The sequence below is a fragment of the Martelella alba genome (assembly GCF_006516955.1).
Classification (GTDB): Bacteria; Pseudomonadota; Alphaproteobacteria; order Rhizobiales; family Rhizobiaceae; genus Martelella; species Martelella alba.
Window position 1 is genome coordinate 1 of the sequence record NZ_VHLG01000027.1, and the last position, 16,052, is coordinate 16,052.

At 56.1% G+C, this 16,052-nt stretch carries 12 protein-coding genes, 1 tRNA gene and 2 pseudogenes; 4 read left to right on the plus strand and 11 right to left on the minus strand.

The genetic code is table 11. The annotated features are described in order from the left end of the window. Together FJU08_RS22920 and qatD are read left to right on the plus strand one after the other, a co-directional pair. Window positions 1-389: pseudogene (locus FJU08_RS22920) on the plus strand (hypothetical protein); the annotation flags it as partial. A 2-nt stretch (window positions 390-391) separates the two neighbouring features. Then, a complete protein-coding gene (qatD, locus tag FJU08_RS22045; RefSeq protein ID WP_141151199.1) occupies window positions 392-1,141 on the plus strand; it encodes a Qat anti-phage system TatD family nuclease QatD in 750 nt (249 codons plus the stop codon). A gap of 44 nt (window positions 1,142-1,185) precedes the next feature. Here qatD and FJU08_RS22050 read toward each other — a convergent pair whose 3' ends face one another. The 9 genes from FJU08_RS22050 to FJU08_RS22090 form a co-directional block, all read right to left on the minus strand. Continuing rightward, entirely contained in the window at window positions 1,186-1,917 is a 732-nt protein-coding gene (locus tag FJU08_RS22050) for a hypothetical protein (RefSeq protein WP_141151200.1), read from the minus strand. Window positions 1,918-2,033: 116 nt separating this feature from the next. Next, a complete protein-coding gene (locus FJU08_RS22055) occupies window positions 2,034-5,654 on the minus strand; it encodes an AAA family ATPase (RefSeq protein WP_141151201.1) in 3,621 nt (1,206 codons plus the stop codon). Beyond that, on the minus strand, window positions 5,651-6,349 hold the full coding sequence (locus FJU08_RS22060) for an abortive infection family protein (protein ID WP_181409999.1): 699 nt from the start codon (window positions 6,347-6,349) through the stop codon (window positions 5,651-5,653). Before FJU08_RS22060 ends, FJU08_RS22055 begins: the two co-directional genes overlap by 4 nt. Beyond that, window positions 6,337-8,814 carry a restriction endonuclease subunit S gene (locus FJU08_RS22065; RefSeq protein ID WP_141151203.1) on the minus strand — a complete coding sequence of 826 codons (2,478 nt, stop codon included), beginning with the start codon at window positions 8,812-8,814 and terminating at the stop codon, window positions 6,337-6,339. Before FJU08_RS22065 ends, FJU08_RS22060 begins: the two co-directional genes overlap by 13 nt. Then, window positions 8,814-10,325: a type I restriction-modification system subunit M gene (locus FJU08_RS22070; RefSeq protein ID WP_141151204.1), complete on the minus strand. Its 1,512-nt coding sequence runs from the start codon at window positions 10,323-10,325 to the stop codon at window positions 8,814-8,816. Before FJU08_RS22070 ends, FJU08_RS22065 begins: the two co-directional genes overlap by 1 nt. Window positions 10,326-10,328: 3 nt before the next feature. Next, on the minus strand, window positions 10,329-12,701 hold the full coding sequence (gene hsdR, locus FJU08_RS22075; RefSeq protein WP_141151205.1) for an EcoAI/FtnUII family type I restriction enzme subunit R: 2,373 nt from the start codon (window positions 12,699-12,701) through the stop codon (window positions 10,329-10,331). After that, on the minus strand, window positions 12,688-12,894 hold the full coding sequence (locus FJU08_RS22080) for a type II toxin-antitoxin system prevent-host-death family antitoxin (RefSeq protein ID WP_141151206.1): 207 nt from the start codon (window positions 12,892-12,894) through the stop codon (window positions 12,688-12,690). The genes hsdR and FJU08_RS22080 overlap by 14 nt, the downstream gene beginning before the upstream one ends. A gap of 117 nt (window positions 12,895-13,011) precedes the next feature. Beyond that, window positions 13,012-13,512, minus strand: a complete 501-nt coding sequence (locus FJU08_RS22085; protein ID WP_141151207.1) for a GNAT family N-acetyltransferase — start codon at window positions 13,510-13,512, stop codon at window positions 13,012-13,014. A gap of 3 nt (window positions 13,513-13,515) precedes the next feature. Beyond that, the gene (locus FJU08_RS22090; RefSeq protein ID WP_141151208.1) at window positions 13,516-13,815 is read right to left on the minus strand and encodes a type II toxin-antitoxin system TacA family antitoxin; all 300 of its coding nucleotides are present in this window, start codon (window positions 13,813-13,815) and stop codon (window positions 13,516-13,518) included. Between the two features lie 338 nt (window positions 13,816-14,153). Here FJU08_RS22090 and FJU08_RS22095 point away from each other — a divergent pair, with 338 nt between their 5' ends. Further along, complete coding sequence (locus FJU08_RS22095; RefSeq protein WP_141151209.1) at window positions 14,154-14,333, plus strand: hypothetical protein; 180 nt, start codon at window positions 14,154-14,156, stop codon at window positions 14,331-14,333. Between the two features lie 19 nt (window positions 14,334-14,352). Next, window positions 14,353-15,438, plus strand: a pseudogene (locus FJU08_RS23165) (recombinase family protein); the annotation flags it as partial. Between the two features lie 33 nt (window positions 15,439-15,471). Here FJU08_RS23165 and FJU08_RS23170 read toward each other — a convergent pair. Both FJU08_RS23170 and FJU08_RS22105 read right to left on the minus strand, forming a co-directional pair. Then, window positions 15,472-15,918, minus strand: coding sequence for a hypothetical protein (locus FJU08_RS23170; RefSeq protein ID WP_235890948.1), 447 nt, complete (start codon window positions 15,916-15,918; stop codon window positions 15,472-15,474). Window positions 15,919-15,961: 43 nt separating this feature from the next. Further along, window positions 15,962-16,038 (minus strand) — tRNA-Met (locus FJU08_RS22105). Window positions 16,039-16,052 lie beyond the last annotated feature (14 nt).

A 16,052-nucleotide genomic window follows, 5' to 3' on the forward strand; every position in this document is an offset into this window, starting at 1 on the left:
ACAGAAGGGTAAATAGGTGGCCGGGTTTTACTCCGGCGCAGCAGGACTATCCCGCCGCTTCCGTAGCCGACTTTTGCACCGCCGCTCTCATCCGTAGAGCTTCGCTCGAAGTCGGTCTCGATGGAGACGATGAGACGCTCTACACGGTTGAGGATCTGAAGGGGCATATCCTGGCCTCCGACCAGCCCGAAGGGGAGCACGTCCGGTCCTTCCAGCTGATGGCCAAGCGGATCAGGGCGAAGTCGGATCTCGCGAAGATACTGGTCCACAAGCCCGGTCCGCTCCATGACAAGCCGGATGAGATACCGGATTATGCCGACGTGTTTCGACGTGGCGTCCTTGAAGTCGCCGAGCTCCTGAAAGGTGTTCGGGCACGGCCGGGCGGGTGACTATGCGGCCTGACTACGTGGATTTCCATACGCATCTCGACCTCTATCCCGACCTCGCGAGAGCGATTGCGGCCTGCGATCGCAAGCGCGTAGCGACCTTGGCGGTCACGACGACCCCGAAGGCGTTTGAAAGGAATGTCGAACTGTCCGCAGGCAGCGACTTCGTAAGGGTTGGGCTCGGTCTGCATCCGCAGCTCGTCGCCGATCGGCATCTCGAGCTCGACCTGTTCGAGAAGCTCTTGCCGCGGACGCGTTACGTCGGGGAGATCGGGCTTGATCGCGGACCCGCTCATTATCGCTCTTTCGAACTGCAGCAGTCGGTCTTCGGCAGAATTCTTCGAGCCTGCGCTCAGCAAGGCGACAAGATCTTGAGTCTGCATAGCGTCAGGGCGACGAAACCGGTCCTTGACATGCTCGATGAGCATCTACCGCCAGATCGGGCGGGCGTCGTCTTGCATTGGTTCACTGGCAGCAAGGCTGATGTGTGCAGGGCCGTTGATCGCGGCTGCTATTTCTCCGTTAACGAGGGCATGCTCGCTTCCGCGACCGGATTGCGCGTGATGCGCGAAATACCAATCGACCGTGTTCTGACCGAGACGGACGGCCCCTTCCTCACTCGCGGTAACGAGCCGATCGAACCCGGCGAAGTTGGCCGCGCGGTCGAAATGGTCGCCTCTTCGGTGGGGTCGTCGGTCGAGAACGCCCGCTCGCAGATTCTATCAAATCTCAAGAGGCTCCTGCAGGGCGACTAGACGACGCCTTCTATGGCAATGGTGATCCGTTGGTCATCGGACAGCTATTCGTGGCCTGCCGCTTCGGCTCGCAAGGTCTGGATGGCCAGTGCGTAGCCCTCGGAGTTCAGCCAGTGGGGCGCCCGCTCTTCAATTCTCTGCCAGATTTCGCCATCGTCAAATGTGCGGATGCCATGGCGCACGTTCTCAAGGAAGTAGCGCTCATAGCCGCCGCTCTGACTGAGCCACGCATCTGCGACGGAATGCGCCCGAGGCGGTACAGGGATCGGCTTGGTGGCAGTGGCCAGTATGACATCCATGTCTGCTGGTGCCCCGTTCTCGGTTTCCGGCCAGACGATATCGAGAATGCCATCCGCATCAACTACAGAGAGTCCCTCAGTTCGAAACGTCCGGAAATGGGCATACCAGGCCTGTGCCAGCGCTTCTCTGGATTCATCACTCCCAAGCAGCGCCCCGACGCAGCCCCAAGCACTGCCGATCGCGCCTGATCGGGAGTTGGGAGCTTCCGCCTTCCACAGGGCCTCGACTTCGTCTTTCAAGTCATCGATCGTCTCAATCTCACGCTGACATGGCACTAGAATCGCCATGCCTGACGGATCGTTGCGTCGAAAAGTCATCGTGTAGGTGTTGCCCCGCGAGGTCGACTTGCGCCCGTAATAAATAGGTGCTCGCACCGGGATACTGGCACTCATGTCCAGCCGCCTTTTGCGCCAGTCGGTCCGCCCGTTTTCTTCGTCCCAGTACAGGGAGCCTATGATCAGGATGCCGCATTTCATCAAGAACAACCTAGCACATAGATACTGATTGGAATTGCGCTAAGGATTGAGATTGTATGGAGATTGTCTGTCATTAAACCGTCGTTCGTAGTGTGCGACGTGGCCTGCGCTAGCGCCTACTTTCGCCTGATTTGCTGAATTAATCTGTCTGCGTCGGAACTGAGCTGGCTACTTTCGAGCGTCTCGATCAGGCGCCCTGGGAAATTAGTCTCATACCAAGCCTTCTTTTTATCGCGATGTGCCGAATACTCTTCATCTGACGTCATCCCCCAGTGTTCCCAGAAGTATTTTTCACCACCCACTCGAAGCGTGAAATCCGGTAGAAAGAAGCTGCCGTCTCCAGCATAGAGTGGCTCTTCATATGTAAATGGGATACCTGCTTGATTGAGCAGGTTCGCGATTATCACCTCGGATTTTGACCGCACCATGTCGCCGCTGAGCGCTTCATGGATCTTGCCGCTTTCATACCAGTCGCTTCTAGCCAACAGTCGGTCATCAACGTTCCTGAAATGGCCGAAAAGCGATGATGAAACGAGTACGCTCTGAGCATTCTCTTTGCGCCGCGCGTCCAACAACGGTGAGAGATTACCTTGCACGTACAGCCTGCAATGGCCTTGGGCGCGCGTTAATGCGGTATAGAGAAGTTCCGCACTCAGCGGTCGCCGAGACGCAGGGAGGACAACAAATGTCTGCTCGAACTCGCTTCCTTGTGACTTATGGATCGAAATTGCATAGGCGAGCTCAAGATTGTTCTCGACACTCTCAGACGTGAATCTTCCTTTTGTCGCGGTGGGAATGTCGCGACCATAGTTTACGCAAATCTTCTCTTTTCTCGCGAACTTCACCTGAAACCGCTTCAGGCGCTTCTTGCTGTAGCCCGCAAACACCTTCTTTAGGTCTGCTCGGTCGAAGTTGTGAGGTTCGACATACCCGATTTCTCCGTTAAAAAGCTCAACTTGGCGGGCTTTTCCGATAGAGAAATCATAGGCCCACAGTCCCCGTCGAGATGTTCTGTTCTGGATCTGGATGACCTTGTCGTTCAACGTGATGCCGTCAACTGCACCCACACGGTCTATCAGGTCATTTGTCAAAACAGATTGAAGCTCAATATTCAGCGCCTCGACGCCATGAAGCTCCCCGCGGTGAGGGGTTAAGACCTGCAAGCGCTCGGGATTGTTCTGGACGATCTCATTGCGCCACAACTTATAAATTGGCGGGTCAGCCTCTTCTCGCGGCAGGACTGAGACCAGGTCTGACACTAGGCTAGCCACGAGGTCATCGGCTGCGTTCCAATAGACAACATCCAGATCTTCGTCGATCTTCCCCCCTTGGTGCACCTTCTGAAGGAGCTGCTCTGCCTCAGGCGTCGTTTGTTGGCTTTGCACCGCCGAATCTACCAAAAATAGTTCTGCTAGGTCGAGGATGCCTTGGCCCTTCCCGTCGAGCCTATTTTCCATCTGACGCATATTAGTCTCAAGAACCGCCAGATTATGCGTTTCGGCTTCGCGCAGCCATTCGATGATATCCGAGAAGACGCGCCCCCTGCCGATCGGAGGAAGCTGATTGTGATCGCCAACAAGGATGAGACGCTTCACGTTTTGCCATTCGATGGATCGGAAGAATGTGGCGGCGAGCGCAAGATCAAGCATGGATGTTTCGTCGATGACGATCGTGCCTTCGAGATCAGAGCGTTTTCCACCCCATCTCTTGAAAGTCAGGTTGTCATTGAGCCAGCCGTTTGAAGCCAAGAAGGAGTGGATCGTCGACACGTCGACACCAGCTATCTTGTGACGTTCGAATACGGCGCGTACACGGTCCGTTGCCTTGCCGGTCGGCGTCATCACATGGATCGGCGCGCCAACTCCCTCGACCTGCCGGATGCCTTTGACTATAGCGCGGATTATGGTTGTCTTTCCGGTGCCCGCACGACCGGACACAACCGAAAGAGGCAACCTAAAGATTTGAGCACATTGCTCTGCTTGGGCTGCGACTGCCTTCTGGTATTTCTCACCACCCTTCTTCGAGAGGAGCGATTCATCATCAGAAACAGCTCGCAGCCAAAACCCATCTGGGAGGGGGCGGGACAGAGCAATGGCGGGCCGGTCGAAAAGCTCTGTGAGCGCCTTTTCGACCCTACGCTCATCCTGAAATACCTGCTTCAGATAGAGGTATAGGCGCTCATCTTCATTTTTGAGTACCAAGGCTTTTTCGAGCGGATCTCGGTCAACCTCAAAATATCGCAGGCTGAAATTATGCCGCTTCCATTCCGGCATCCGATCCATTCGGGCATTGATTTCCTTCAGAATGATATCCGCCGGACGGAAGGTCTGATTAGGTTCGCGTCGCAATTGTTCCACACACAGCGAACGAAGCCTGCGAGGATCATCAAGGAGCATGTCGCATAGTACATCACCGCCGAGCTCCGGTGACGGAAAGACCCCGCGATCGATCGTACTCCATGGGATGATGTCTTCGGGCGCATCTCCTACAAAGAGTTCGCTTAGCAGATAGGGGTCTTCGACAATTTCCTTCAGGTCGTCAGGCAGGCCATGCGCGGTACGCTTCTGACCAACAATGCTTTCAAGCTGATCGAGATAGAGGTCGACGCGCACGGCTATCGACTTGAGGAATGCACGCACATCGTCTTCCAGCAACTGCCAAGACCGTGAGACGCGTTTCGCCACGAGCCCAGTCAGTTCGAGCTCGGGGCAATCCTTGCCGCCGTCGAGAGCATCAAAGAAAAGCTCGTAGGCCTTCTTCTCCTCCCTCCTGTCGCAATACCATTTGGCGTTGTTGATGCTGACTTCCGCATCGAGAAGATCCATCACGGTAAGCAGGCCAGGATATAAGCCTCGCCGCTGCCAAAGCTTGCCGATTTGCGCCTGTACCCATTTTTGGCGAAGGTCCCAATCTTCCTGGGCGTCTCCGATCTCTTTGAGCCGGCCTATGGCATCGAGCAACTGCTCCAGCATCCCGATGGCCGTGTCATCGGTGAGGTGACGCGCACCGTATTTGCACGTGGCGGGGTTCTCAGGTGTGACGAGGATCTTCTCGAGAATTCCAGGTTGATCGCGATAAGCGTGGTAGGGAATGCGGAAACCTTCATCAGGGTAGTAGGACGTCACATTGCGTGCCCACACCATGCCCTGAGCGAAGCGCTTTTTGATGTCGTCCGTGGCGTTCGGATAGAAAAGCGGTTTGCCGACCTGTTTTACTCGCGAGACCCCGACGATCACATATTTGGGGTCATTTTCGTCGGTGAACGGGTTGGAGTGGTTGGCATAGTAGAAGATCAGGCTTTCGCCGTCGTCCAGTTCTGCAAAAAATTCGTCCGCGCCTCTGCGTCGCTTGTCGTTATCGAGCCGACCGTCAGTATAAACCTCATCGCCATACATGGCTTCATACGGCCAGACGCACACGGTCGAAGGCGGGATATCCCATTCCTCCCGATCAGCACCATCGAAGAAGAAGTCTGGTGGATTGGAATAGCCGCGGATCGCGTCGGGCCCAAAGGCATTGATGCTGTATATGCAGGGTGGCACGTCGTCACCCTTGAGCTTGCAGACCGCTTGGCCGGCGCAAGCCGTTTCCCTCTCCAAGTTCCGCTCTCGGTGGATCACGTCCCCAGGATAGGACTTCAGGCCAACGCAGTAGGTGTTGAGTTCTGGCTTCGAGCAGATGCGCCCGTTCCATCCGTCGTCATGCCAGGCGATGCGGGCAGTGAGATGCGTGGTCATGTGGCGGATGCCTCCTCATCTGGTTCAGCAATGACCTCGGAAATCTGGAACTTCTTGAGCTCTTCGGAGTACGAGTTCCTGTCGAAAATGAATAGCAGCTCTGAGGGCCGCACTTCTTTGCCGTTAATATAGATGCGTCCCTCTTCCTGATCGTAGGTGATCGAGGTAGATACATCCAAGACTTCGTTGAACGACGCGAGTTCGAGACGTTGCTCGATGAGATCAAACCGGAGCTTCGTCAGGGTCAGGTCGATATTGAACTTGCTGAAGGCATGCCAGAGCAGGCTGATGACGCTTTCAAATATCGACACGAAAATCCGGATATCCGTTTGCGAAGGCATGTCCTGGCTGTCGTGCTGTCCATGCCCGGCAATGCCGGTGCGGTTGCGTATTTCCGCAAGCGCACCGACAATCCCCGAAAGGTTGCCAGCGATCACCTCATTTTCGAAGCCGCAAGACGACAACGCCTGCTTGACCAGCTTGGGCAGTTTCAGATCATCATATGGAATGCCGCGTTCAGCGAGGATGTGCTTGCAGATAATCTCGATGACGCATTTGCAATAGTCGATCGTCTCCGGTTGGAGGGTTTCAAGCGCCGCTTCCGCCTTGTCAATCGTCGTCGCCAGCCGCGTCAGCCCGAAGACCTTCTGAAAGTCGAGCGCATGTTCCAGAGGTGATATGATCACGCTGAGCAATCCCCGGCTTTGGCGCTGAATAGCGCCTTCGCCTCAAGCATGGCGGCGTCGACTAACATTTCGGTCAGCCCCAATTTTTCGATCTTTGGACGCCATTCGGGATCGCTGGCGATGTATTGGAGTATCTGCGCGGCGTCGGGCTCAATGCCGAGCGTATTCAGGTGCTCGACGGCATAATCGATTGTCGCCAGTGTTTCCCACTCTTCGTTCTTCTTGTAGCGAAAGTGCTCGGCCACCCAGCGAGCAGGAGTTTCATAGCCGTATGTGTCAACCCATTCGCTGGCATCGCCAACATCTGCCCCCGGCACATGGCCGAATCCAAAGCGGCCGCGTGCCTCTCGCAACCAGTTCTTTTGTTTGGCGATCGCGATGCCACCAGAATATTTCATCGATGGGTTGTAGGGCCCGGCCGCCTTTTTGAGATAGGCCATCTCGCCAACATGCTCACCCATCTGGCGGCGAGCGAAATAGACCGCCTTCTGCAGACGAAAATTGCCAATAGGCTCACCGCCAGCTTGGAAGAATGTGCTGACGATGGCCGCGACCAGCACGGCCTCTTGGAACTTGGTGTCGACGCTCAGCGCAAGACCCGGAGCGGTCGTCCCCGATTTGGAAGGGGCGAAGGTACTTTTGGTTTCCGGCGTTTCGGGCGCATTTCCGTTTGCGAGCTTAGGCGCAGTGATGGCGGAAGCGTCCTCGGCAAGGCTGGCAGGCTCAGCCGCACCGCCGCCATCGGGATCCGTTTCAGTCAGGGAATGGACCAGCGCGGCCATCAGCTCGGCGCCCAGTCGCTCGCCCTCACGTGCCTGCTCTTCCAGCCGGTCGCACAGCGCCATGAGTTTATCCACTTTGACGAAAATGCGCTTTTGTTCGGCTAGGGGCGGAACCGGAACCAAGAGCGTTTCAATCCCACCAACTCTAAAGTGCTGAACCGTCGAGCCAACTGGTTTGTCTTGAACGCGGTCCATCAATTCGGGATCTCGCAGGGAATATAGCAAAAACTTCGGTTCAATAGTTCCGGGAATTACGCTTGCGAGCATCAATCTCTGGCCGAGGCAATATGTATATTGGTCATCCAAAAGGCAGACCTCACCCATTGGAGCTTCGCGCGTGATGATTAAATCATTTGCCGCAGGCCGATACCTCTCGGTCCATTTGTCATAGGTGTCGTCGTCAACAAATTTGACATCCGCTAGAATTAATTTTCCATCGCGAATGTTGTTTGTGCGGAGGAGGGTAGCTCCCGATGTAGAATACTTTGCAGTCTTATTTCGGCAATCGACCACCCAACGACAGCACTGCATGAGGGTCGCCCACTGCCAATTTGTGGGAAGTGCTGGGAGAGCGTCTGGAATTTGTTGATTGTCTAGCTTTCTAGATTGTGTAGCAGCTTCGTTTTTCGTTGGTAGATTTTCGGCCAGTAACTTTGAACGTTGTGCGCCTATTTCATCCAAAAGCTCGCTAGCTGATCCATCTGTTGGCAAGTGCTCAGTGAGCTGGCCGAACGCCGCTGAGTGGAGAATCGCTCTCCGCAAAGCCTTAATCGTCTCCATCTCGTCGAACAGCTCGCCGAAACGGGGGACGAGCAAGGACCAACGGTCGGCGCTTTCCTCCGGCGTTCTGGCTTCGGTCAAATGATGCAGGGCGGAAGCGGCGGCTGCGCGCTTCAGCCCGGTTTCTTCAGCCTGTCGCGTCTCCAATTCGTCGCACAGCGCCATGAGTTCCTTAACCGTCGCGACAATGCGTTGCTGCTCCGGAAGGGGTGGGAGGGGGAAAGACGATAGTGCAAAATAGTCCGCCGGGACGCGCTTTTGCCCGGCGGTGCCTGTCATCCTCGGTACGCCCGCCTGGATGAAACTTTCGGATTTCAAGAATGCTAGGACGTAGTCTTCCTCAACGACGTGAGCCAATTGTCGGAATACGTGTAATTCCGTTGTTCCCGCGCCAAGATCATTCGGCAAACCGGTTATTGCTGCAGATTTTCCGTTCTCAAAGCAGGGGGTAATCTTAGCAAGAACAACGTCACCGTTTGCTACGTGTGTGTAGCCGCTCTTGATATCCGCCCATTTTCGTTCTTCGAATCCGTGCGGGAGACCGAACTTAGCTTCGATTTCGGCCATGGGCACAAAGCCCGCCGCAGCTTCATCTTGTGCCTCATTTCGAGGAGAGATCAACCCTAGGTCACCAAGACTCGTAGAAATCCAGTTTGCCGGTATTGACCCTGCCAAATTACTGTTTTTTGCTTTTCCAAAGTACTTTGGTTTCCGAATTTTTCCTGACGTAACAGCTGATCGGATCGCGTTGCCCGCAGCTTCGACCAGCGCTTGTGCATGTCCGTCCTCTGGCCGCTGGTCCGATAATCTTCCGGAGATCGCTAAATTCAGAACCAACTCTCGTAGCTTCCGTATGCCGTCGGTCCCGGCAGCAAGCCGCCCAAATTCCTTTAGAAACGTGTCTGCAAGCATTATGCGGCCGTCGACTTGGTGAGTGCCTGGGCCAACATGCCTCTTAGTTGCTCCTGTGTAGCAGCGAGTTTTTTTCGGTTCTCCTGCCAAGCGGCGAGCAGCTCCGCCGGGTCCTTGTGCCCCTCTTCTTCGCGGTGAGGATTGGAGATGTCGAGATTGTAGCCATTAGCCTTGATCTCTTTGGCGCTCACTTTCCAAGCGCGACCATTTTCCTTGCGTTCAGCACGCGTCTTTATGTCGCCCCACCAAGCCTGTTCGCTGTTTGCACCCCTGAATTCCTCGATGCGCATGGGCTTCGTCTTGGAATAGTTTTTGTAACCCTCGGGATAGGGATGTTCGTAGAACCAGACCTCCGAGGTCGGATTCAACGCATTGCCGTTTCCATCCTTGTGGCATTTTTCGAAGAATAAGAGGTTGGTCTTAATGCCGGTGTACGGATTAAAGACACCGTTCGGCAGGCGAATGATGGTGTGTAGGTTGCATTCCGTCATCAGCTTCTCCTTGATGCGAGTCTTGATGCCTTCGCCAAAGAGGGTGCCGTCTGGCAGAACGACGGCAGCTCGGCCACCATCCTTCAGAAGCTCGATAATCAGAACCAGAAAAAGGTCCGCTGTCTCACGTGTTTGGAACGCCTGCGGCACGTTCTTTTCGATGCCATCTTCCTCCATGCCGCCGAACGGTGGATTGGTGACGATGACATCGACCGTACCTCGCCATTTGTGATCCTTCAGGGGCGTGGCGAGAGTGTTGTCGTGCAGGATGTTGGTTGGGGCTTCGATGCCGTGCAGCATCATGTTGGTTACACAGAGAAGATGTGGTAGCGCCTTCTTTTCGACCCCAAAAATGGTTTTCTGGACGATCTCGGCATCACTAGTCGATTGCACATAACAATCTGTCTTATGGTCCATCACATGGGCGAGGAAGCCGCCCGTGCCACAAGCCGGATCGAGTACTTTTTCGCTCAATTGCGGGTCGAGCATGCCGACCATGAATTGAGTGACTGCACGCGGAGTGTAGAACTCGCCGGCATTGCCAGCGCTTTGAAGATCCTTCAGAACTTGCTCGTACACATCTCCAAAGGCGTGCTTATCGCCGGTGTTATTGAAATCGATCTCATTGATCTTGTTCACGACCTGCCGGATCAGGGTGCCGTTCTTCATGTAGTTGTATGCATCTTCGAACGCGGTGCGCACAACGCGCGCGCGATCACGTTCCGGCCCGTCGAGCGACAGGTTCTTCAGCTTTGGAAAAAGCTGATTGTTTATGAAGTCGAGGAGCGCATCGCCGGTGATACCTTCCGGGTTAGTGGCCCAGGCAGACCAGCGCAGATGATCGGGGATCGGGGAATTGTAGTCATCGCTGAGGAGCATCAGCGACTCTTCCTGGTCATCTAGGATTTTGAGGAAGAACATCCAGACCAGCTGCCCGATGCGCTGCGCATCGCCATCGACACCGGCATCCTTGCGCATGATGTCCTGAATAGACTTGATTACTCCCGTTACATTCGACACGCTCTATGCCCCCTCTCGATACAATTCTTGCTGCAGTTCTTTCACCGCCGCCTCATAAGCTGATTTGCCTCCGAAGACACCCTTCACGATCTCGACTGGCGTGCCAATCTCGTCGAAAGGTTTGAGCTGCAACACCTTAGCGTTTTCCAGCGGCCCGAAGCCCTCATCCGCATATTTGTCGAGCAGCGCTTCCAACACGGAGCGCGCCTTGCCCTCGAACTTAGCGAAGTAGTTTCGCTTCTTGACTTGTTCGGCGCGTTCCTTGCGCGTCAACGGGGGCTGGCCATAGGCGACATGACAAAGCAGATCGAAAGAGCTGAAGGCATCGCCGTTTTTGACTTCGTCGCGTAGTCCATCCAGTGAGACGCCCAACGATTCCAGCTCTTCGATGATCACCTGCTTTTTTTCCGCTTCATCCCAACGACGGAGAAATTCACCGAGCGTCTTGCAGTCTTTTTGCAGCGTCTTTTTCGCGTAGGAACGCAGTGATTCCGTGATCAGCTTGCCGTCCGGCCCGAGATATTGAACGCGCTTTGAAAGAACGCGGACTTCGACGCCGTCGACGTAGAACTTCCGCGGCGCCATATCATCACCGAATGGATCGCCTTGCACACCGCTCGTAATCTCCGGTTGTTCACCCTCACCGAACCCGCCCGGTGTTGTTGTTACATCGTCATCATCAGGCGGGAGTGGTGGATCGCCGGTGCCCGGCTCGTAGATCTGTACAGGATTGCCATCGAAATCGGGATCGGCGAAGAGCTCCGTCGCCCGCTTGAAATCCATGATCGTGAAATACTGCTTCCCATGCTCCTCATCTATCCGCGTGCCACGACCGATAATTTGCTTGAACTCGGTCATGGACTGGATGCGCTGATCCAGAACGATCAGCTTGCACGTCTTTGCATCCACACCGGTTGTCAGAAGCTTGGATGTGGTAGCGATGACCGGATAGCGTCCTTTCGGGTCAATAAAATTGTCGAGCTCCGCCTTGCCAAGCGAATCGTCGCCGGTGATCCGCATGACATACCGGTGATTTTCAGCCACCAGGTCGGCATTCGCGTTGGCGAGCGCCTGGCGTAGACGTTCAGCGTGCTCAGTGTCCTCACAGAACACGATGGTTTTATCGAAGCGGTTAGTGGCTTTCAGAAATTCTGTGATCTTTGAGGCGACCAATTTGGTGCGCTCGTCAAGAACCAGCGTTCGATCGAAATCTCGCTGATTGTAGATGCGGTCTTCTACTTCGTGGCCATAGCGGTCGTGTGTTCCAGCCTCTGGCCGATAGCCTGTCAGGTCCTTGTCGAGGTCATAACGAATGACCTTATAGGGTGCCAGAAAGCCGTCTTCGATGCCTTGGCGCAGCGAATATGTGTAAACCGGCGCACCGAAATAGTCGATGTTAGAAACATCCTTCGTTTCTTTCGGCGTGGCCGTCATGCCGATTTGTGTCGCGTTTGAGAAGTACTCGAGGATTTCGCGCCAAGCGGAATCGGCTGCCGCACTTCCGCGATGGCATTCGTCGATGATCACTAGATCGAAGAAATCAGGCGAAAACTGCTTGTAGATGTTCGCTGCTTCATCCGTCCCGGTGACAGCCTGATAGAGCGAAAGATAAATTTCGTAGGACTTATCGGCTTGGCGGTTTGTGATCTTGGTCATCGCGCTGCCAAACGGTTTGAAGTCGTTCGTTTTCGTCTGATCGACAAGAATATTACGATCTGCGAGGAACAGAACCCGCTTCTTTGCTCCCGCTTTCCATAGCCGCCAGATGATCTGAAAAGCTGTGTAGGTCTTGCCTGTCCCTGTCGCCATGACAAGCAGCAACCGATCGCGACCTTTTGCGGCTTCCTCGATCACACGATTGACGGCCAATGTCTGATAGTAGCGCGGCGCCTTGCCGGTACCATCATCGAAATAGTCCTGGTTGACGAGGGGGTCTTGGGCGGTCGCGATACCCTTCCAAGCCGCATACCGCTGCCAAAGCAGCTCAGGTGACGGCATTTCCTGGAGCGAGAATTCACACTCGACGGAACCGCCTACTGTCGATCTGTCGTGCAAGAGGAGGCCTTTTCCGTTCGTCGAAAAGGCAAACGGCACATCGATCATCTCGGCATATTCGAGCGCTTGCTGCATGCCTGCGCCGACCGAATGTGAAGCATCTTTGGCTTCAATAACAGCAATCGGGATGTTGGGTTTATGATAAAGGATATAATCCGCGCGCTTCTGCTTGCCACGGGATGTCAATTTGCCGCGAACAACGATGCGCCCAGCTGTCAAACTCACTTCCTCGCGGATCTGGGTATGTAGGTTCCAGCCTGCAGCAGTAAGGGTGGGCGTGATAAACTTACTGCAAATGTCGCGCTCGCTAAGCCCGTCCATTCTTTTCGCCCCCGATACCTGCCGCCGGTTGGTATGCCCGCTCCTTCTGAGCACAAAGCCGCTCATACTCCTCGACGGAAACGACCACCACCACACCGCGCCCATGCTTCTCGATGCACACGGGTTCCGCACGAGCGGTGTCGATCATCAAGCCAAAGGCGTTTTTCGCTTCCCTTGCGGACATCGTCTTCATAATTGAACCCGTCACGCCCCGTTTGCGCCATTTAGCCCGAAATAGCTCTTTTTGCCAACATCAAAGCTATGTTCTGGCACTCCAGTGAATTCACGCGGAGGGCTTCAATATCTTGGGTTACGCATCTAGCGACGCAGCAATCACCGAGATCGGGCGAAACAGAACAAACGGGTCGTCCTTCGAAGGCAAAAAACCGCGGCGCTGCCAGAACTGCGCCGCCTCCGCGTCAACGGCATTGACCATCAGCGCGCGTCCACCCACAAGTGCAGCTGCTTGGACGCAGCGCTGCAGTGCGTGCTTCAGCAGCCCTGTGCCGATCCCCCGACCGGCCCAAACGTTGTCGGCGGCCAATTGTCCTAGAAGGAGGCAAGGAACCGGATCGGGAGGCTGACCTGTCCGAACCGAACGAGGCAGCACTGAAGGAACGACTGCTGTTGGTGCAAGGCCATAGTATCCGACGACACGGCCGTCATCGTGGACGACCATGACAGCAGTAAAGCCCTTCTCCTGGTTGGAAAGCGCCCGCATCTTTAGCCAGTGATCGAGCGTGGGCTTGCCGCAGGAGAATTCGGAGACATCATGCGCAGCAGTGAGGGGTTCAGGAGCCGATAAAACCACGACTCACCGCTTGGCGACGTAGCCGGGCTCCCACGGCGCGTGCCGCTTGGCTAGATCGACCATTTCGGAAACCGGAGCAGCCGGGCGGGACAGGACATCCATGAAGTCAGCGAAGCCTTCAGGGCTCATGCGGATTAGCCGGTTTTCCATCACGACCTCCTCGGCGGCGCGAACGGCGGCGTCACGCACGAAATCCGTGCGTGATCGGCCTCGCAACGTGGCGGCCCGGTCAATCATCGCGACATCCGATTCCGGCAGTCGCATCGAGATGGGATATTCCTTACGGTCAGCTGTGGTGGCCATGAGTCACCTCCTTTGAACCCGAAGATAATGCCTTGTAGCGCAAATAGCAATACGCTATAGTCAGCACCATCAGGCCTTTCGCTCGTGATCGGAAGATCGCGCGACCAAGAGGAGTTTCTGGGCGGCAACTCGTATGAACAACGCGCCGAAATCGTGGTTTGAAGCTAGGTTATTTCACTATGCCAGCGCCCGCTATGATGCGCGGCAGCCCGTAGACATGCGAATGAGCCCGCCCGACACCGCCGAATATTCCACCGTGATTTCAGTTGTTTATCACCGCATCGGCGTAAATTCTGGCGTGTATGAGCCGGAAAGCAAGCCAACCGAGATCCACGACTGTGCCGAGCGAGCGCGAAGAACTGCTCGAGGCGTTGCTCGTAGAGACACCGGAGCTGAGCTTCACGCCGCAGGGCGATCCCGACCCTCGCCTCGTCCGGTTGGTCGAGTTTCTCGCGCGACAGGCGGCTCGCGAGTTCTACGAGCAAGAAGTCCAGAAGCAGGGCTCGCGCGGCTCCTGATCGCCTTGGGAGACGCACAGTGAAGGTCGCCATCTACGCCCGTTATTCCTCGGACAATCAGCGCGACGCCTCTATCGCCGATCAGTTCCGCATGTGCCGACTCCATGCCGAGAAGCAGGGCTGGATCATCGTCGAAGAATATTCCGATCATGCGATCTCAGGCGCTTCGCTGCTACGTCCGGGCGTGCAGGCACTGATCTCCGATGCCACACGCGGCCGCTTCGATCTCGTCCTTGCCGAGGCAATGGACCGTCTCTCGCGCGATCAGGAAGACATCGCCGGCCTGTTCAAGCGGATGTCCTATTCGGACGTGAAGATCTTCACCCTGTCCGAGGGCGAGGTCTCGCACCTGCATGTCGGCCTGAAGGGCACGATGAATGCGCTTTTCCTCAAGGACCTGGCCGACAAAACTCGCCGCGGCCAACGCGGGCGCGTGGAGGCCGGCAAGTCGGGCGGCGGCAATGCCTACGGCTATGACGTCGTCAAGAAGCTTGATAGCAACGGCGAGCCGATCAGAGGCGACCGAACCATCAACGAGGCACAAGCCGAGGTCGTCCGCCGCATCTTCCGCGACTATGCCGCGGGCAAGTCGGCCAAGACGATCGCCTTCGCGCTCAACAAGGATGGCATCCCCGCCCCATCCGGTGGCGATTGGGGTTTCAGCACGATCAACGGCAACCCAAAGCGCGGGAACGGTATCCTTAACAATGAGATGTATGTCGGCAAAATCGTCTGGAACCGTCAGCGCTTCGTGAAAGATCCTGACACGGGCAAACGCCAGGCACGACCGAACCCCGAGGAAGAGTGGGTGATCCAGGACGTACCGGAACTGCGTATTCTGGACGACGAGCTCTGGGAAGCCGTGAAGGCGCGCCAGGCCAGAAACCGGCTCGCACGGGATGAGAACGGCCACGCTGACGTGGCAGGCGTCCACCGTCGCCGGCGTCCGAAGTATCTCTTCTCCGGCCTTACCAAATGCGCGTGCTGTGGTGGCGGCTATTCCGCGATATCCGCGACGCTGATCGGCTGCTCGACGGCGCGGAACAAGGGCACCTGCGACAATCGCGTCAACATCCGCCGCGATGAACTGGAGTTCCGCGTTCTGAACGCCCTGCGCACCCGGCTCGTCGACCCTGAGCTATTCGCGAGGTTCTGCGAGGTCTTCACGCAAGAGGTCAATCGCCTGCGCATGGAGGCTCGCGCCAACGTGGCAGCTGCAGAGGCCGAGATAAGGAAGATTGATCGCGAGCTGGACACCCTGCTCGACCTGATCCTCAAAGGGGGCGCGGCCGACAGGATCAATGCGAAGATGGTTGGCCTGGAGCAGCGGAAAAAGGAAGTCGAAGCCTTCCTTACAGAAGCCGACAACCCGCCGCCCCTTCTGCATCCCTCGATGGCGCAGCTTTACCGCTCGCGCGTTCAGAACCTCTACGGCGCCCTGCAGGCCGAGGACGAGGAGAAGCGGACAGAAGCCGCCGATATCATCAGGACGCTGGTCGAGGACATCGTGCTGACGCCGGTGGACGGCAAGGTGGAGATCGACGTGCGCGGTGATCTCGCTGGAATCCTTACGCTTTCCGTTCAAACGAAAAACCCCGCCGGAGGGGCGGGGTCATCGCAAGTAAAGATGGTTGCGGGGGCAGGATTTGAACCTGCGGCCTTCAGGTTATGAGCCTGACGAGCTACCGGGCTGCTCCACCCCGCGTTATTGTTCGAGCA

Bases quoted from the DNA above. Each gene is read 5' to 3' on its own strand.
- qatD (WP_141151199.1), top strand. From the start codon at position 392: ATGCGGCCTGACTACGTGGATTTCCATACGCATCTCGACCTCTATCCC.
- FJU08_RS22065 (WP_141151203.1), bottom strand. From the start codon at position 8,814: ATGCTTGCAGACACGTTTCTAAAGGAATTTGGGCGGCTTGCTGCCGGG.
- FJU08_RS22090 (WP_141151208.1), bottom strand. From the start codon at position 13,815: ATGGCCACCACAGCTGACCGTAAGGAATATCCCATCTCGATGCGACTG.
- FJU08_RS22055 (WP_141151201.1), bottom strand. From the start codon at position 5,654: ATGACCACGCATCTCACTGCCCGCATCGCCTGGCATGACGACGGATGG.
- hsdR (WP_141151205.1), bottom strand. From the start codon at position 12,701: ATGGACGGGCTTAGCGAGCGCGACATTTGCAGTAAGTTTATCACGCCC.
- FJU08_RS22050 (WP_141151200.1), bottom strand. From the start codon at position 1,917: ATGAAATGCGGCATCCTGATCATAGGCTCCCTGTACTGGGACGAAGAA.
- FJU08_RS22080 (WP_141151206.1), bottom strand. From the start codon at position 12,894: ATGAAGACGATGTCCGCAAGGGAAGCGAAAAACGCCTTTGGCTTGATG.